This is a genomic window from Microbacterium sp. WCS2018Hpa-23, from assembly GCF_031843845.1.
Classification (GTDB): domain Bacteria; phylum Actinomycetota; class Actinomycetes; order Actinomycetales; family Microbacteriaceae; genus Microbacterium.
In genome coordinates, this window is sequence record NZ_JAVTIZ010000005.1 from 151,225 (window position 1) to 168,471 (window position 17,247).

18 protein-coding genes and 1 tRNA gene are annotated in these 17,247 nt (G+C 68.3%); 3 read left to right on the forward strand and 16 right to left on the reverse strand.

The window, feature by feature from the left end:
- Positions 1 to 9 precede the first annotated feature (9 nt).
- The 6 genes from RQG77_RS09990 to RQG77_RS10015 all read right to left on the reverse strand — a co-directional run bounded on the left by RQG77_RS09990 (position 10) and on the right by RQG77_RS10015 (position 4,224).
- On the reverse strand, positions 10 to 519 hold the full coding sequence (locus RQG77_RS09990; protein WP_311244586.1) for a hypothetical protein: 510 nt from the start codon (positions 517 to 519) through the stop codon (positions 10 to 12).
- Positions 516 to 1,184, reverse strand: coding sequence for a hypothetical protein (locus tag RQG77_RS09995; protein ID WP_311244587.1), 669 nt, complete (start codon positions 1,182 to 1,184; stop codon positions 516 to 518). Before RQG77_RS09995 ends, RQG77_RS09990 begins: the two co-directional genes overlap by 4 nt.
- Positions 1,184 to 1,813: a signal peptidase I gene (locus RQG77_RS10000; protein ID WP_311244588.1), complete on the reverse strand. Its 630-nt coding sequence runs from the start codon at positions 1,811 to 1,813 to the stop codon at positions 1,184 to 1,186. The genes RQG77_RS09995 and RQG77_RS10000 overlap by 1 nt, the downstream gene beginning before the upstream one ends.
- A gap of 40 nt (positions 1,814 to 1,853) precedes the next feature.
- Positions 1,854 to 2,471 (reverse strand): SipW-dependent-type signal peptide-containing protein, encoded by a 618-nt coding sequence (locus tag RQG77_RS10005; protein ID WP_311244589.1) that lies wholly within the window; start codon positions 2,469 to 2,471, stop codon positions 1,854 to 1,856.
- Positions 2,472 to 2,473: 2 nt separating this feature from the next.
- Positions 2,474 to 3,097, reverse strand: a complete 624-nt coding sequence (locus tag RQG77_RS10010) for a SipW-dependent-type signal peptide-containing protein (RefSeq protein WP_311244590.1) — start codon at positions 3,095 to 3,097, stop codon at positions 2,474 to 2,476.
- 251 nt (positions 3,098 to 3,348) lie between these two features.
- The gene (locus tag RQG77_RS10015; RefSeq protein ID WP_311244591.1) at positions 3,349 to 4,224 is read right to left on the reverse strand and encodes a LysR family transcriptional regulator ArgP; all 876 of its coding nucleotides are present in this window, start codon (positions 4,222 to 4,224) and stop codon (positions 3,349 to 3,351) included.
- Between the two features lie 70 nt (positions 4,225 to 4,294).
- On the opposite strand from RQG77_RS10015, the gene RQG77_RS10020 reads away from it, so the two are divergent.
- Positions 4,295 to 4,963: a LysE/ArgO family amino acid transporter gene (locus RQG77_RS10020; RefSeq protein WP_311244592.1), complete on the forward strand. Its 669-nt coding sequence runs from the start codon at positions 4,295 to 4,297 to the stop codon at positions 4,961 to 4,963.
- A 4-nt stretch (positions 4,964 to 4,967) separates the two neighbouring features.
- Here the strand turns inward: RQG77_RS10020 and RQG77_RS10025 are convergent, their stop codons facing one another.
- The 9 genes from RQG77_RS10025 to RQG77_RS10065 form a co-directional block, all read right to left on the reverse strand.
- Complete coding sequence (locus RQG77_RS10025) at positions 4,968 to 5,324, reverse strand: DUF1801 domain-containing protein (protein WP_311244593.1); 357 nt, start codon at positions 5,322 to 5,324, stop codon at positions 4,968 to 4,970.
- A gap of 32 nt (positions 5,325 to 5,356) precedes the next feature.
- Positions 5,357 to 6,196 carry an amino acid ABC transporter ATP-binding protein gene (locus tag RQG77_RS10030; RefSeq protein ID WP_311244594.1) on the reverse strand — a complete coding sequence of 280 codons (840 nt, stop codon included), beginning with the start codon at positions 6,194 to 6,196 and terminating at the stop codon, positions 5,357 to 5,359.
- Entirely contained in the window at positions 6,183 to 6,848 is a 666-nt protein-coding gene (locus RQG77_RS10035) for an amino acid ABC transporter permease (protein ID WP_056312758.1), read from the reverse strand. Before RQG77_RS10035 ends, RQG77_RS10030 begins: the two co-directional genes overlap by 14 nt.
- Positions 6,849 to 6,851: 3 nt before the next feature.
- Entirely contained in the window at positions 6,852 to 7,670 is an 819-nt protein-coding gene (locus tag RQG77_RS10040) for an amino acid ABC transporter substrate-binding protein (protein ID WP_056312760.1), read from the reverse strand.
- Between the two features lie 162 nt (positions 7,671 to 7,832).
- Positions 7,833 to 8,522 carry a 50S ribosomal protein L1 gene (gene rplA / locus RQG77_RS10045; protein ID WP_311244595.1) on the reverse strand — a complete coding sequence of 230 codons (690 nt, stop codon included), beginning with the start codon at positions 8,520 to 8,522 and terminating at the stop codon, positions 7,833 to 7,835.
- 11 nt (positions 8,523 to 8,533) lie between these two features.
- Complete coding sequence (rplK, locus tag RQG77_RS10050; RefSeq protein WP_056312763.1) at positions 8,534 to 8,965, reverse strand: 50S ribosomal protein L11; 432 nt, start codon at positions 8,963 to 8,965, stop codon at positions 8,534 to 8,536.
- A gap of 191 nt (positions 8,966 to 9,156) precedes the next feature.
- Positions 9,157 to 10,218, reverse strand: coding sequence for a transcription termination/antitermination protein NusG (gene nusG / locus RQG77_RS10055; protein WP_311244596.1), 1,062 nt, complete (start codon positions 10,216 to 10,218; stop codon positions 9,157 to 9,159).
- Positions 10,219 to 10,259: 41 nt separating this feature from the next.
- Complete coding sequence (gene secE, locus RQG77_RS10060) at positions 10,260 to 10,532, reverse strand: preprotein translocase subunit SecE (RefSeq protein ID WP_056514052.1); 273 nt, start codon at positions 10,530 to 10,532, stop codon at positions 10,260 to 10,262.
- Between the two features lie 39 nt (positions 10,533 to 10,571).
- Positions 10,572 to 10,644, reverse strand: a tRNA-Trp gene (locus tag RQG77_RS10065).
- 187 nt (positions 10,645 to 10,831) lie between these two features.
- Here RQG77_RS10065 and RQG77_RS10070 point away from each other — a divergent pair.
- Both RQG77_RS10070 and RQG77_RS10075 read left to right on the forward strand, forming a co-directional pair.
- Positions 10,832 to 12,655 carry an HSP90 family protein gene (locus RQG77_RS10070; RefSeq protein ID WP_311244597.1) on the forward strand — a complete coding sequence of 608 codons (1,824 nt, stop codon included), beginning with the start codon at positions 10,832 to 10,834 and terminating at the stop codon, positions 12,653 to 12,655.
- Between the two features lie 27 nt (positions 12,656 to 12,682).
- A complete protein-coding gene (locus RQG77_RS10075) occupies positions 12,683 to 15,481 on the forward strand; it encodes a hypothetical protein (protein ID WP_311244598.1) in 2,799 nt (932 codons plus the stop codon).
- Between the two features lie 11 nt (positions 15,482 to 15,492).
- Here RQG77_RS10075 and poxB read toward each other — a convergent pair whose 3' ends face one another.
- On the reverse strand, positions 15,493 to 17,217 hold the full coding sequence (gene poxB / locus RQG77_RS10080) for a ubiquinone-dependent pyruvate dehydrogenase (RefSeq protein WP_311244599.1): 1,725 nt from the start codon (positions 17,215 to 17,217) through the stop codon (positions 15,493 to 15,495).
- Positions 17,218 to 17,247: the final 30 nt, after the last annotated feature.

Genomic DNA, 17,247 nt, shown 5'->3' on the forward strand with positions numbered 1-17,247 from the left:
CCCCCTGATCTAGGTGCAGGACGCGTTGAGTCCGAGCAGCGCGATCGACAGCTGGCGGGTTGCTCCGGTGGACACCCACGTCGTGCCCACCAGAAGGTTCGTCGCCGTCAGCGTCGTCGTGCTGCCCAGAAGATTCGAGATGAGGCTCGTGAGAAGCGCCTGAGTGAGCACCACCGAATGCGTGTAGAGGCCGCCGGCCGGACCGGACGTCGAGATGTTGGCGGCAGGCACCGTCGCTGTCGTCGCACCCTGGGTGAGCGTGAGCCGCACCCCGGACGCGGGGTAGGGCGACGTCCAGTCGATCCTGACGCTCTGGAAGACTCCGAGGACATTGTTCGCGACCGCGCAGCCGATGATGGTCGGCGCGGGAACACGGAACGCCGTGATCGTCGCGCGTCCGTACTCCGAGTCGGTGAACGCGGCATCTGTGACCTGGGTGACCGGTGCCAGGCCGACACCGAAGAGGAGAGCCACTCCGGCGACTCCGGCGAGGATGCGGTGCCGACGCCGCACGCTCATGACTCGCCCTCACGAGCGATGGCCGCACGAGCGAGCATCCGTCGACGGCGCACGGCGATCGATGCGAGCCCCGCGCCGACCAGGATGACGCCCCCTGCGGCGAACCAGGGCGTCATCGGCGGCATGCCGGTGACGGCGAGTCCGCCGCCGTCAGGCCCGATCACGGCGGACTCCCCCGCACCCCGCGCGTGGACCCGCACCTGCGTGCTGCCGACCTCATCCCCGGCGAGCGCGATGACGAACCTCAGGTGGGTGACTTCGGTGTCGGCTGTCTCGAGGAGCTGCACTTCGACGCCGTCACGGGGTATCGCCCAGTCGGTCTTCAGCGACATCGCTCCTCCCGCGCACCCGTTCGACTGCCACTCCTGCGCGCATTCGAGAGCGTCGACGATCAATGCCGCGTCCCCGCTCGCGCTGATGCCCACTGTCACTGTTCCCGGGTCGGGGGCCTCGGCACTGACAGTCACATCCCACTGCACGGGTTGGCCCGGCAGCAGGCGCGACGCGGCATCCCAGTCGGCGACGGAGACGAGGCGGAGCACGTCGCCCTGAACGACCTGCGTCGAGGGTGCGGCCCAGGCGGGTGCCGCCGCGACGATGACGCCGACGACAAGGCCGAGGCCGAGCGCCGAGACGGCCAGCGATCTTCCGGTCCGCCGCATCATCAGCCCGGCTCCTCTGAGGTTCTCCTCCGCCGGGAATCCGCCGGGCGCGGCCAGAAAGCCCACACGACGAGTGTCGTCGCCGCGATCGTGAGCGCACCGAGGACGTAGGGGTTGCCCATCGCGACGATCGCCGATGCGATCCCCGGCACCGAGAACAGCACGACCCGCACGGTCTGCACCGTGTACGGGTACGGATCGTCGCCGGCGTTGGCGTCTCCGCGCATCGTGATCACCCGTTCGGCATCGCTCGCCCCCGGCGAGGTCGAGGTGACGCGGTGGGTGACCGGAAGGTCGCCCACACGGTCGACCGTGACCACATCGCCGACCTCGATCTCGGATGCGGGAACCTCCTGAACCACCGCTACGGATCCGGCGGGGATCGTCGGCGACATGGATCCGGTGCGGAACATGATGAGCGTGATGCTCGCGGTGAGGGCGAGCACGACCAGGACCATGCAGACCACTCCGGCGATGGCCGCGACCCACAGCAGGATGTCGGCGAGTACCCGACCGATGCCACGCCGTGCCCCTCGCACCGAGCCCGATGGCACCTGGCCGGCGGGCAGGCCCGCAGGCTCGCCGACGGACGCTGCCTGCTCGCGCAGGCTCCGCCTCGTCGGTGTGCTCATCGACGCTCCTTCGTCTCTCTCGTGCTGCCGCCCGCCGCCGTCACGACGACGTGCCGGCCACCTGCCAGGTCTGGATCGCGGTCAGCCCCTGCGCGCCGTTGTCAGCCGCCGCCGGGAGCGTGACCGCGATGCAGTAGTTGACGGTCGTGCCTCCGTTCGCCGCGACCGCCTGGGTGCCGGTCCCTCCTGTCGCCATCGTCGAGTTGTCGGGCACGACCGAAGTTCCCGCCGAGTACGTGGTGCCGTTGCATGTCGTCCCCGCGATCGAGCGGACGCCGTAGCGGAGGTACGTCCCGAGTCCGGTGCCGGCCGTGGACGTCACGCTCAGCTGCAGCGTGCCCGCGACCGAGGGATTCGCCGTCCTCACGCTGAACAGCGCGTATACCGTGTTGCCCGGTGCCATGGCGCTGAACGGCGTGCTGAACGACAGCGCCGCCGGAGTGCCGACCGGGTGGCTCGAGAACGTCGTGCCATCCGTCGCCCCGACGATGTCGAACCGTCCGGCGGTGAAGGTCGCCGTGCCGTACTCCGAGTCGTTCCACGCGGCGAGCGTCATCGTCGCACCGACGCCGAACACCAGCCCGCCCGCAAGCAGGGCGCGTATCCGACGGGAGCGCAGCCGCTTCCCCTCCCGCATGCCTCTGCGGGTGTCGGTCATGATCAGTCCGTGGTCGAGGTGGCGGTGAACTCCCACGTCGCGGTCGCGGCAGCGCCCTGGGTGAGCCCTGCGCCCGCGGTCACCGCGAAGCACAGCTGCACAGGTGTTCCCGCGGTTCCGGCCGGAGTGCCCTCGGCGAGCGGTACCGAGGTGGCACCTGTCTGGTCACTGAGCGTCGCGCCACTCGCGACGACGGTTCCGGTGGCTGCGGAACCGCACGTGTCGCCGGCGGCGATCGCCGTCACCGTGTACGACAGGTTTGCCTCGTTTCCGCCCGTGCCCGCGGCGATCCCTACGGGGAGCAGCGTCGCCGAGTTGGTGGTCGTGGCGTCGAGGCGCACCCAGAACGGCGCGTACACGACGTCGCCGGGCGACATCGACGAGGCGACGGCCGGCAGCTGGAACACGAGCGACGCCGCGGTGTCGCCGTCGTCGACGTTGTGGTCGTCGTACCCGGTGGTCGCGCTCGTCGTCGATCCTTCGAGGTTGAAGGAACCGGCGGCGAAGGTGCCGGTCGCGAACTCCGAGTCGTTCCACGCCGCGAGGGTCACCCCGATCCCGACGCCGAGCACGAGCCCTCCGGCGAGCACTGCGAGAACCTTGCGTTGCGTGTCCTTCGTTGACATTGCACATTCCCCCTCAGGAATTCCGACGCGCGGATGCCTGGGAACGGCCGCCCCTCAGTGGCCTGCATCTGCGTGTTCAGTTCGTTCGGGTCAGTTTTGTCCACGTGTGCGCGCAAATCAAGGGCATCCGGATCACGATTGAACATTTCCTGCGTCATTCGCGTCATAAACGTCCAGGCGTCTTGAAAACCTGTCGAGCGGATGCGGTACGTCGACCCCGCTCGCGGTGTCGACCCCGCCGTCGGCCGCCGTCAGCTCGCGAGAACGCGCCGCGCTTCAGCCGCGACCTCGCCGGCGATCGTGTCGAGCAGCGCCGAGCGCAGGTTCCACTGCTGCCAGTAGAGGCTCACTCGCAGCGGTGGCCCGCCGAGAGGCACCAGCCCGTCCTCGCGCTGCAGCAGTGGAACCATGCCCCACCCGAGCCCGAGGCGCACCGCCAGCGCATAGTCGGCGGAGGCCGGCACGTAGTGCCTCGGCACCCCCTGATGCGGCGCCCCCATGGACGCGAGCCACTCGTGCTGCAGCGCATCGCGGCGGTCGAAGTCGACGAACGGCGCTCTCGCGAGAGTCTCGGCGGTCACTCCCCCACGGAACCAGCGCTCGACGAACCCGCGGTCCGCCATCGCGTGATACTCGAGCACACCGAGCGATGCGACCGAGCATCCCGTCACCGGCTCCGCCTCACTCGTGACCGCCGCCATCACGGTGCCCGATTCGAGGAGCCGCGCGGTGAAGTTCTGGTCATCCCGATGCAGATCGAAGTCGAGGTCATGCGCCGCCGAGAGTCGCGCGAGCGGGGACAGGAACCAGGTCGCCATCGAATCGGCATTGACCGCGAGAGGGATGCGCGTGCGCGATGCCTCCCCGCCTTCGAGCCCCAACCCGGCGAGGGCGTCGTGCTCGAGCAGGGCGATCTGTCGCGCGAGCCGGACGACCGCTTCTCCCGCCTCTGTCAGCTGCACTGGCTTCGAGCGCACGACGAGCACGCGCCCCAGCTGCTCCTCGAGCGCCTTGAGTCGCTGACTGACCGCGGACGGAGTCACCCGCAGCGTTCGCGACGCCGCGTCGAGGGTTCCCTCATCAGCGACGGCGGCGACGGTGGCGGCGAGTTCGGGGTCGATCTTCACATTAGTCATGCTAATGGGCCGGTAGTTATCGTCGCTGGTGCTGATGCTCAGCGATGTCTAGCGTGGAACCATGATCTCCCTCTTCGCAGGCCTCGGACTCGGCCTCTCCCTGATCGTCGCCATCGGCGCTCAGAACGTCTTCGTGCTGCGCCAGGGCATCCGCCGCGAGCACGTGCTGGCGGTGGTGATCATCTGCGCCCTCTCGGATGCCCTGCTGATCGCCGCGGGCGTCGCCGGACTGGGCTTCGTCATCTCGAACGTTCCCTGGCTCGTGGTCGTCGCCCGGTGGGCCGGCGCCCTGTTCCTGCTCGCGTACGGCATCATCGCCGCGCGCCGTGCGTGGCGCGGCGGCGAGGAGCTGCGAGTGGACTCCGAGGAGACCGGGAGCCTCTCGCCGTCATCGGGATCCGGCCCGACGGCGACACGCACCGCTCCCCGCACATCCCTCGCCCCCGTGATCGCGACCGTGCTCGCGCTCACGTGGCTGAACCCGCACGTCTACCTCGACACGGTGTTGATGCTCGGTTCCATCGCCGCCACCCACGGCGACGAACGCTGGCTGTTCGCAGCCGGAGCGATGGCCGCCAGCATCCTGTGGTTCACCGCTCTCGGGTTCGGCGCCCGCTACGTCGGTCGCTGGCTGCGCACCGAGCGTTCATGGCGCATCCTCGACGCACTGATCGCCGTCGTGATGATCGCCCTCGCCGTCAGCCTGGTGCTGCCGGTGCTCGAGGGTTGACTGATCAGGTTCCGTCGATCTGCGCGGTCCGCGCACGGACCATCTCTTCGATCGCCGGTCCAGGCAGAGGATGCTCCGGCTGGAACCGTATCGTTCCCTTGTCCATCCCGATGCCTGGGTGGTCGGTGAGGACACCCGCCACCGCGGAGACGGCGGCAGGACTGAAGGGGTACACGCCGATGTGCTTCTTCGCGCGCATCACCGACAGCAGCGGTTTACCGTGATAGACCAATGCCGGCATGCCGTATCCCGTGCCCTGTTCGGCTTCGGGCACGACCTCTCGCGCGATCGTGTACACGCGATCGATGCTGTCGCGGTCAGCCGATCCGAGTCCGGAGAGGTAGTCGTCGATGGTGCCCATGACGGCATCCTGCCACCGAATCCGGGCGGTCGTCAGTCCCCGTCGAGCGGACGCAGGATGCGGGTGAGGAATCTCTGCGTGCGCTCATGCTGCGGAGCCCCGAAGATCTCGGAGGGCGGCCCCTCTTCGACGACGACGCCCGCGTCCATGAAGAACACGCGGTCAGCCGCCTCTCGCGCGAAGCTCAGCTCGTGCGTCACGACCACCATGCTCCAGCCCTCGTCCGCGAGCTCCTTGATCACGAGCAGCACCTCGCCCACGAGCTCGGGGTCGAGCGCGCTGGTCGGTTCGTCGAACAGCAGCAGGTCGGGGCGCAGCGCGAGCGCGCGGATGATGCCGACGCGCTGCTGCTGACCACCCGAGAGCTCATGCGGACGCGCGTTCTCCTTGTCGGCGAGTCCCACCCTGGCGAGGAGCACGCGCGCCTCGGCGATCACCTCGGTCTTCGGGCGCCCCTGCACGCGCCACGGCCCCTCGATCACGTTCTCGATCACCGAGAGATGCGGGAAGAGATTGTGATGCTGGAAGACCATCGCCGAACGGTCACGCAGTGCCAGGCGCTTCTGCTTGCGCACCCTCGGCTTCACCGGCGCGTCCGGTGCGAAGTCGATGTCTGGGCCCTCGGCCACGACGATCGTGCCGGAGTCCGGCGTCTCGAGACCGTTGAGCGCCCTCAGCACCGTCGTCTTGCCCGATCCGCTCGGACCGATCAGCACCACGACCTCGCCCCGATGCAGCGTCAGGTCGATGCCGCGGAGCACCTCGTTGTCACCGAAACGCTTGTGCAGGCCGCGCGCGGTCAACAGGGCGTCCGTCGTGGGCTCACCCGAGCGGGCGGGCTCACCCGAGCGGGCGGGGTCAGTGGGCGACATTACGGTCGAGCCTCCTCTCGAGCGCGCTCTGCCCGAACGACAGAACGAGACAGAGCACCCAGTAGACCAGCGCTGCGGCGAGATAGAGCACCATGAACTCCAAGGTCGCCGATGCGATCTGCTGCGCAACCTTGAACAGCTCGGTCACCAGGATCAGCGATGCGAGGGACGTGTCCTTCACCAGCGAGATGAACGTGTTCGACAGCGGCGGCACTGAGACCCTGGCGGCCTGCGGCAGGATGATGCGCGTCAGCGTGCGCGTGCGGTTCATGCCGACCGTGTACGCCGCCTCCCACTGGCCCTTCGGCACCGAGATGATCGCGGCGCGCACGACCTCGGCCCCGTAGCCGCCCACGTTGAGCGACAGCGCGATGATCGCGCTCGGCCACGGGTCGATCTTGAGTCCGATCGACCCGAGGCCGTAGAAGATCACGAACAGCTGCACGATCATCGGCGTGCCACGGATCACCGAGATGTAGAAGCGCGCGATGCCCGAGACGATCGGGTTCACCGAGATCCTCATCAGCGCAGCACCGACCGCGATCACCAGACCCACGGCGAACGAGATCAGCGCGAGCGGAACCGTCACCGTCACCCCCGCCAGGGCGATGGGCCCGAGCGAGTCGAGGAACAGCTGCCAGGGGTTCTCCATGGATTACTGGGTGACGTCTTCGCCGAAGTACTTGTCGCTGATCTCCGCCAGGGTGCCGTCGGCGCGGAGCTCTTCGAGGGCCCCGTCGATCGCCTCGACGAGAGACGTCTTGTCCTTCGTGAACACGAACGCCTGCTCACCGGCATCGTCGGTCTCGGCGGCGATCTTCAGGCCCGAGGGGCTGTTGGTGGTCTCGTAATCGAGGAAGGTCAGCTTGTCGTTGACGGTCGCGTCGACCCGGCCCTGGCGCACGAGCTCGACGGCCTGGGCCCAGCCCTCGACACCTTCGACGGTGGCACCCGATTCGGTGGCCAGCTCGTACCAGTTGCTGGTGAGGGACTGCGCGGTGGTCTTGCCTTCGAGGTCGTCGAACGACGAGATCGAGTCGTCATCCTCGGGGACGACGATCACGCCGGGCGAGACGGTGTACGCGGTGCTGAACAGGTACTTCTCCTCGCGCTCGTCGTTGATGCTGACCTGGTTGGCGATCACGTCGAAGCGGCCTGCGTCGAGGCCGGCGAAGATCGCATCCCACTGAGTCTCCTGGAACTCGACCTCGAGGTCCAGCTTCTCGGCCACGGCCTGGATGATCTCGACGTCGAACCCGGTGAGGTCGCCCGTGCCGCCGTCGGCGTGGAAGCTGAACGGACGGTAGGTGCCCTCGGTGGCGACCGTGAGAACGCCGTCCTTGACGAGGCCGAAGCCGTCGCCCGCGCCCTCTTCGCTCGAGCTGCTCTCGGCGGGTGCGGTGCTTCCGCTGCAGGCGGTGAGTGCTGCGGCGGCGACGACCAGTGCGGTGACGGCGATGAGGCGACGGGACATGTGACCCTCCTGGGGTGCGGTGTGAGGCGCGAGTGCTGTGGCGCGGAACTCACCCACAGTACGTGGCATCCGCCCCGCATCCCAACATCCGATGACGCTCGATGTCGTCCGGGGATGCAGAAAGGCCCCCGCATGTCTGCGGGGGCCTTTCAGGAATCACACTCAGATGGAGTTGACGTCCAGCGGGATGCCGGGGCCGAACGTGGTCGACACGGCGCCCTTCTGGATGTAACGGCCCTTCGAGCTCGACGGCTTGAGGCGGACGATCTCCTCGAGCGCTGCGCCGATGTTCTCGTCGAGCTGCTCAGCGGAGAACGAGGACTTGCCGACGACGAAGTGCACGTTGGCGTGCTTGTCGACGCGGAACTCGATCTTTCCGCCCTTGATCTCCTCGACGGCCTTGGCCGCGTTCGGGGTCACGGTTCCGGTCTTCGGGTTCGGCATGAGTCCACGCGGACCCAGGACCTTTCCGAGGCGACCGACCTGGCCCATGAGCTCCGGGGTCGAGACGGCCGCGTCGAACGCGGTCCATCCGCCGGCGACCTTCTCGATGAGCTCGGCGCCGCCGACCTCATCTGCACCTGCGGCGATCGCTGCCTCGGCCGCGGGGCCGGTGGCGAAGACGATGACGCGGGCGGTCTTACCGGTGCCGTGGGGCAGGATGACGGTGCCGCGCACCATCTGGTCTGCCTTACGGGGGTCGACCGAGAGCTTCAGCGCGACCTCGACGGTCGAGTCGAACTTCGACGAGCCGGTCTCCTTGGCGAGGGCGACTGCCTCGGTGGGAGTGTAGAAACGGTCTGCCTCGATCTTCTCGGCGGCAGCCTTGTAAGCCTTGGACTTCGTAGCCATGATTATTCTCCTCAGCCCTCGACCGTGATGCCCATGGAACGGGCGGTGCCGGCGATGATCTTCGAGGCAGCCTCGATGTCGTTCGCGTTCAGGTCGGCCTGCTTGGTCTCGGCGATCTGACGGACCTGGTCCTTGGTGATCTTCGCCACCTTGACCGTGTGAGGCGTCGCCGAGCCCTTGGGCACGCCGGCTGCCTTCTTGATGAGCTCCGCGGCCGGCGGGGTCTTCAGGATGAACGTGAAGCTGCGGTCCTCGTAGACGGTGATCTCGACGGGGATGACGTTGCCGCGCTGCGACTCGGTCGCGGCGTTGTACGCCTTGCAGAACTCCATGATGTTGACGCCATGCTGACCGAGCGCGGGGCCGATCGGCGGCGCCGGGTTGGCTGCACCGGCGTTGATCTGAAGCTTGATCAGGCCGGTCACCTTCTTCTTCGGTGCCATATCCTCTTCCTTTCATCGAACAGATGCGGGTGCATCCGCTCTCCCGCGAACCCGGCATCTCCGGGCTGCGGTCGTCTGCACGCACGCCGAAGCGGCACACAAACCAGACAAGTCTACCTGATGCGAAGGCATGCCCGGGAACGCGAGAACGGCCGCCTCGAATGGGACGGCCGTTCTCGTGAAAGCGGGTGTCAGACCATCTTGGTGACCTGGTCGAACGACAGCTCGACCGGGGTCTCGCGCTCGAAGAGGGAGACGAGCACGGTGAGCTTGCCGCTCTCGGGCTTGATCTCGCTGATCGAACCGGGAAGACCCGCGAACGAGCCCTCCTTGATCGTGATGGTCTCGCCGACCTCGAAGTCGACCTCGGCCGGCAGCGGACGAGCGACGGCGAGGCCGCCCTTCGACGCGATGTTCTTCGCGGTCGGGGCGTCCTTGACCTCGACGAGGGACTTCAGCATGTTGAAGGCCTCTTCGAAACGCAGGGGGGTCGGGTTGTGGGCGTTGCCCACGAAGCCGGTGACACCGGGCGTGTGGCGCACGACCGACCAGGTGTCTTCCGTGAGCTCCATGCGCACGAGCACGTAGCCCGGGATGCGCACGCGGGTGACCATCTTGCGCTGGCCGTTCTTGATCTCGACGACGTCCTCCATCGGGACCTCGATCTGGTAGATCTCGTCCTCGACCTCGAGCGTCGACTTGCGCTGCTCGATGTTCGCCTTGACCTTGCGCTCGAAACCGGCGTACGAGTGGATGACGTACCACTTGCCCGGGAGCATCCGCAGGTCGAGGCGGAACGCCTCGTACGGGTCTTCCTCGACGTCGTCCTCGTCAGACTCGGCGCCCTCGTCCTCATCGGATCCAGCGTCGCCCTGCTCGTCGTCAGCACCGAGATCGGGGCCGTCGTACGGGGTGACCTCGTCGGCCTCAGCGGCCTCGAGCTCGGCGGTCTCTTCCGCCACAGAGTCGTTGAGGACCTCAGCGGCAGCCTCAGACTCAGCCGCTTCGTCCAGATTGAGAGCGTCGTTCACGATCGCGTCAGCCTCCGGGTCGTCGATTTCGATGTCGGTGTCGTCCTGCGTGTCGGACTCGTCCTCGCCGTCGACGTCCTCGATGTGGAGGGCGACGTGCTCGGCCGAGGTGACCGAGTTCTCCTCCGCAGCGAGAACGTTGCCCTCCTGGGCTTCATCCTCTTCACTGGACTGCTCGGCAGCCGTCGCCCAGTCGGCGTCGTCGGAATATCGTTCAGACACGTTGTTTCTTTCCAATCACTGCGGCCGGAGCCGCGAGGGCGTCAGGCGCCCGGGACTCCGAACACCACGTGCGTCACCCAGGCGAACAGGGTGTCAAGTCCGTAGACGATGCCCATGACGATCAGAACGAAGACGAGCACCACCGCGGTGAACTTGACCAGTTCCTTGCGGGTCGGCGTGACGACCTTGCGCAGCTCTGCGATGACCTGACGGAAGAACAGGGCGATGCTCCCGAAGAAGCCTGCGATGCCACGCTTCTTCTCGCGGGTGGCTCCTGACGCGACGACCTCGCCGCGCGGTTCGTCCTGATCCATCCTGAATGTACCTTTCGTGTGTCAGCGTGTGCTGACGCGCAGGGCGGACAGGAATCGAACCTGCAACCTGCGGTTTTGGAGACCGCTGCTCTGCCAATTGAGCTACCGCCCTAGAGACCGGGAGGTCTCGGGGTGTCATCTTCATCCTGCCACCGCAACCGGACCGGAAGGACCGGGGCACGGCGAAAGAATGCAGACAACAACTGCTCGTCAAGCATACGGCATCCTCCGCCCGGTGCCGAACCGGGCCGGGGTGTTGTTGTTAGGCTCGGCGGGCGGATGCAACCGGAGGGAGCGCAGTGAGCGCTGACGTGCAGCAGTTCCAGGTGGACCTGCGCGGGGTCGTCGACCTTCTGAGTCGCCACATCTATTCGAGCCCTCGCGTGTATCTGCGGGAGCTCCTGCAGAACGCCAGAGACGCGATCACGGCCCGAGGCGAGGTCGACGGCGAGGGTGGACGCATCCGCATCACCCCGCTGACCGAGGCCTCCGGCGAGTTCGTCCTGCGAGACGACGGCGTGGGGCTGACAGCCGGCGAGGTGGCCGATCTGCTCGCGACGGTCGGGCGAAGCTCGAAGCGCGACATCTTCGACCTTCCCCGCAGCGACTATCTCGGGCAGTTCGGCATCGGCCTGCTCAGCTGCTTCATGGTCGCCGACACCATCGTGATCCGCTCGCGCAGCGCACGGGGCGGCCCCGCCCTCGAGTGGACGGGCAGCGCCGACGGCACGTTCCGCGTGGTCGAGATCGACGATGACCTGCCGGTCGGCACGAGCGTGCATCTCGTGCCCCGCTTCGATGCTGACGACCTGCTGCGCCCTGCGGCCGTCCGCGAGCTGGCGTCGACCTTCGCCGAGTTCCTCCCCGTTCGCGTCACGATCGACACCCCGAACGGCGACGTCGACGTGACCCGCCGCGCGCCGTTCCTCGACGCCGCCGAGAACGTCGACGAGGCGGTACGGTACGGGCGCGACCTCCTCGGCGCCTCACCGCTCGATGTGATCGAGCTCACCGAGCCCGCGACCGGCACCCACGGCCTCGCCTACGTGCTCCCGTACGCGCCCCCGCCCGGCGCACGGCAGGCGACGCGCATGTACCTCGGCAGGATGCTGCTCGGCGAGCGCGTCGACGACGTGCTTCCGGATTGGGCGTTCTTCGTGCGGGCGGTCGTCGATTCGACCGGCCTCGCGCCGACCGCGAGTCGTGAGTCCCTGGTCGATGACGCGGCACTGGAGCGCGTGCGCGAGCAGTTCGGTGCCGGCATCCGTCGCTGGGTGCTCGAGCTGGGCCTGCGCGAGCCGCACCGGCTCGCCCAGTTCGTCGCGATCCACGAGGTGGGACTGAAGTCGCTGGTGCGGCACGACGAGGAGCTCGCGCGGTTCATCACCCGATGGCTGACACTCGAGACCACCCACGGCACGATGCGCATCGGCGATCTCGTCGAGCAGTACCCGCACGTGCGCTTCGCGCAGTCGGTCGACGAGTTCCGTCAGGTCGCCGGCATCTCCCCCAGCTCCGAAGTGCTGGTCAACGGCGGTTATCTGTACGACGCCGACCTCGTGCGGATGCTGCCCGATCTCTACCCGCAGATCACCGTCGAACTCGTCGACGTGACCGGCGAGCTCGACCGACTCGACCCTCCGCCCCTCGACGACCGCGACGCCGCGATGGCGCTCGAGGCTCGCGCCGGAGGCGTGCTGACAGCATCCGGATGCTCGGTCACAGTGCGCTCGATCGACCAGCCCGAACTCGCCGCCCTCTACGTGGCCGACCCCGAGGTGCTGCGAAAGATCGACCGCGGCCGCACGAAGGGCATCACCGGCTCGCTGTGGGGCGGAGTGCTCGACCGCATCGACTCGACGCTCTCGGCATCGCGCGACGACGATCTGAGCGCCCGCCTGTGTCTGAACTGGTCGAACCGGGTCGTGCGCGCCCTGGTGCGGGTGCAGGACGACGCGGTGTTCGCCCGCACGGTGCAGCTGCTCTACATCCAGGCGCTCCTGGCCGGGCACCATCCGCTCTCGGACGCTGACCGCGCCCTCATGTCCACGGCGCTCGCCGACCTCGTCTCGCTCTCGGCCGGCATCGAAGAGGACTCCGTTCCCTTCGGCGACGCGCTCTGATCCGCACTCCGTCAGAAGGAACCCCGCATGGCACGTCCGCAGAAGCGCTTCACGCAGCTCATCGAGGAGATCGACCGCACTCCCTGGGGTCCTGCGGAGCAGGCGCTGGTGGCGGAGGCCGTCGGCCTCGCGGTCGAACTCGGCGACGAGCGCCTCGAGTACGAGGCACGGATGCGCCAGACCGCATCGGCGAACATGAACGGCGCGACCGACGTGATGCTGAACTCGTTCGCGTGGTGCCTCGCCCGGCATGACGCCGACCCGCAGCGCTTCCCTGCCGACCTCGAATACGGCGGCGCCGACCTGATGTGGCAGTTCAAGTGGATGGCGTCGTCGCTGCGGTCCTCTCCCGCATTCTCGGTCGAGCAGATCGCCGCGGTGCTCGACGACATGGAGGCGCACTACCGCACCGCGGGACTCGGTCTCAGCGGAGTGCTCACCGCACGGTTCGAGGATGCCTGGGATGCCGGCCGCATCGACGAGGCCGAGGCGCTGCGCGTGCAGCTGGAGGCGACTCCCCGAGACGACCACAGCCACTGCGACGCGTGCGGCCGCAGTCAGGTCGCCGGTTTCTTCGCCGAGACCGATCGGGATGCGGAGGCGATCCGGCTCATCGAGGAGATGCTCGAGGGCGGGTTCTCGTGCGGAGAGGAACCCGAGCACGCCCTCTCACGTGTGCTCGTGCCGTATCTGCGCGCCGGACGCCTCGACGAGGCGAAGAGCGCGCACCTGCGCAGCTACCGTCTGGCGAAGGACAACCCCGACAACCTGCGGATCGTCGCGAACAACATCGTGTTCTCGGCGCTGACCGGCAACGAAGCCCGCGCTCTTGCGCAGGTCGAGCGTCACATCTCGTGGCTCGCGCACGACGGTCTCAACGTCGATGCGCATTTCGCCGCCCTCGCCGCATTCGCGTTCGCGCTCGACCGTGTGGCGGCGACCGGCCACGGCGACACTCCGGTGCGAGGCGCCGACGCTCCTGCGCTCACCCCCTTCTTCGGCGAGCACGACGGCATCTGGGGCGCCGCTGATCTCGCTGCCGCCGCCTGGGCGTCCGCCGAGCGCATCGGCGCCGACTTCGACCGCCGTGACGGCACTGAGGGGCACTCGCGCGCACTCGCCCACACACGCGCCCTGGCCACCGAGCACTACGATCTCCCGATCAGATCAGATTCGTTCACCGCTGCTCCCGACGCGACGATTCCCGCCGACGCCGACGCCTGGTTCGACCGGGTGATGGACCTCGCCCAGTTCGGGGCCGAGCACGAGACGTTGCAGGCACTCCCCCACGCGCTCGCCGTCGAGGATCCGTCGAAGCTCGCCCAGCTCATGTCGATGCGCCTCGGCATCCTGATCGCGCTCGATCGCGCCGACGAAGCCGCCGCGCTGCTCCCGTCACGCATCGATGCGCTGCGCGCTGCAGGGCTCGATGCGCAGGCCGACCTCGAGCAGCGGCTCGGCCTCGCGACCTTCGGGCTCAACACCCCCGATGCGGCAGCCGCCCTCGAGGACGAGCTCGCGACCGCCGCAGCCCTTCCCGCCTGGTCGCGCGGTGACGTCGCGATCAGCCGCGCCTCGCTGCACATGCATGCCGAGGAGCCGGGCGCAGCCCTCGACATGGCCGAGATCGCCGCCCGCGCGTTCGCCGAAGCCGACGACGCGCGCCTGTCCAACACCACGACGCTCATCGCGATCGCCGCCGTGCTGCAGAAGAACGACATCGAGGCGGCATCCGCTCTGTTGGATCGGTTCCTCGCCCAGGACGACCTCAGCATCGGACACCGGGCGCAGGCCCTGCAGACCCGCGCCAGGGTGCGCGGCGGCAGCGAGGCGTTCGTGGAGGGTGCGGTGGACGCCGACGAGGCGTCGCGCCTGCTGGCGGGCCTCGGAGCGACCAAGGCCCTGGCTGCGGCGCACCTGCTCGCCGGAGCGCTCTGGGAGGACGCAGGCGACCCCGAGAAGGCCGTCACCCGCTACCGCGTCACCTCGCGTCTCGTCGCCCAGGAGGGCGGCGATCAGCCGGGGGCCGACTTCCGTCTCGCGCGGGCCATGCTCGCAGCGGGCGACGCCGAGGTCGCCGCTGAGCTGTTCGGGCAGGTGCTCGAGAGAGAGGAGCAGGCCGAGGTGCACCCCGCATCGCGCGCGATGACCACCTCCCTCCTCGCCCGCGCGCTCGGCGCATCCGGGGAGTTCGGGCAGGCCGTCGGAGCGTTCGGATACGCAGCCCAGCTCTTCGGCGAGGCAGAGGAGCACGCAGACCAGGCCGTGGCGCTGACCGAGCGTGCGAAGATCCTCGCGCGCTTCGAGGAGAGCGACGAGGCGATCGAGTCGCTCGAGACGGCAGCCGAGATCGTCCGCAAGGCCCCGGATGCAGTCGGCGCCCTCGCCGACGTGCTGCACAACCTGGGTCAGGCCTACGGCGCGCGGCAGGACGACCGCGCCTTCGCCCTCTTCGACGAGGTGGCAGCGCTCGCCCAGGAGCACGAGGCCGGCTGGCTGCTCGCCGATGTCACCGACTCGCGCGGCCGCGCGCTCGCGCAGTTCGGGCGCACTGATGAGGCCGTGGCCGCAGCGCTGACCGCTGCCGACGGATTCGCAGCGATCGGGGATGCAGGGTCGGCCGGCGGCTCAGAGCTGTTCGCCGCCCGTCTGCTCGCCGGCGACGACCGCGCGGCCGACGCCGTGCCGATCTACCGCAGCGCACTGGAGCACGCGACCGAGCATCCGCCGCTCCGTCAGGTGTCGGCACTCGAGCTGGGCGACGTGCTCGAAGCATTGGGCCGTCACGTCGAGGCCGCCGAGGTACGCGCGATCATCGAGAGCTGAGGCGCGGCGGCTCAGAGGAACTGACGCCAGTTCGCCCGGGCGAGGTCGAGCAGCTCGTCTCCCTTGCCCGACATCACGGTGCGGATCGCGTACAACGCGAAGCCCTTGACCTGCGCGGCCTCGATGGCTGGAGGCATCGACAGCTCCTGACGCTCCGTGACGACGTCGAGCAGCGCAGGGCCGTCGTGCGCGAGCACCTCTCGTACGGCATCCGGAAGATCCTCGCTGTTCTCGACACGACGGGCGAAGATTCCCATGGCCTCGGCGATGGCCGCGAAGCTCGGGTTATCGAGGGAAGTGCCGTAGTTCACGAAGCCGGCGGCCTTCATCTCGAGTTCGACGAAGTTCAGCGACGAGTTGTTCACGACGATCGTCTTCACCGGCAGTCTGTTCTGCGTGAGGGTCAGCAGCTCCCCCAGCATCATCGCGAGCCCGCCGTCACCGGCGAGGGCGATCACCTGGCGGTCAGGATGCGAGACCTGCGCGCCGATGCCGTGCAGCAGCGCGTTGGCCATCGACCCGTGCGTGAACGAGCCGATCAGTCGACGGTTCTCGGTCATCGACAGATAGCGCGCCGCCCACACTGTCGGCGAGCCGACGTCAGCGGTGAAGATCGCGTCATCCGCCGCCTGCTCGTCGAGCAGTCGGGCGAGGTACTGCGGGTGGATGGGACGACCGGCCTTGGTCGGCGTCGCGAGGTCGTCGAGCTTCGCCCTGGTCTTGCGGTAGTGCGCAGTGGAGTCGTCGAGGTGGTCGCGGTCGCTCTTCGCCGAGAGTCGAGGCAGCAGAGCCTCGGCGGTCGCCCCGACATCGCCGACGAGACCGAGATCCAGCGGATGCCGCTTGCCCAGCTGCGAGCCCCGGATGTCGACCTGGATCGTCGTGGCGTGCTCGGGGTAGAACTGCTCGTAAGGGAAGTCGCTACCGAGCACCAGCAGGGTGTCGGCCGCTTCCATGGCCCGGTATCCCGAGGCGAAGCCGAGGAGTCCGGTCATGCCGACGTCGAAGGGGTTGTCGTACTCGATGAACTCCTTGCCGCGGAGGGCGTGCACGATCGGAGCACCGAGCCTGTCTGCCAGGGCGATGACCTCGTCATGCGAGCCTTCGACGCCCGCACCCGCGAGGATCGTGGTCTTCTTCGAGGCGTTGAGCAGAGTGGCTGCGCGCTCGAGCTCGTCGCCGCTCGGCACGATCACAGGGCGGGCGCGCTCGATGACGACGGCACGGTCGTCGGCGATCTCGGAGAGCGCGACGTCACCGGGAATCACGAGCACCGCGACGCCCCGCTGCTCGATCGCCGCGCGCATCGCGATCTCGAGAAGGCGCGGCATCTGCTGGGGGTCGGCGACGTACTCGACGTAGACGCTGCACTCGCGGAACAGCTCCTGCGGGTGGGTCTCCTGAAAGTAACCGGTGCCGATCTCTGTGGTCGGGATGTGGGCCGCGATCGCCAGCACGGGCACTCGCGAGCGGTTGGCGTCGTAGAGCCCGTTGATCAGGTGCAGGTTGCCCGGGCCGCATGAGCCGGCCACCACCGCGAGGTCGCCCGTGAGCGCCGCATCCGCCGCCGCCGCGAAGGCCGCGGACTCCTCGTGCCGCACGTGCACCCATCGGATGCTGCCGTCCTTGCGGAGCGCATCGGTGAATCCGTTGAGGGAATCACCCGGGAGGCCGTAGACACGGTCGATCCCATTCGCGCGGAGAGTCTTGACGATGTTCGCTGCGACGGTTGCCATGCTTCCAACCTACGCCCGGGTGCCGGTCCG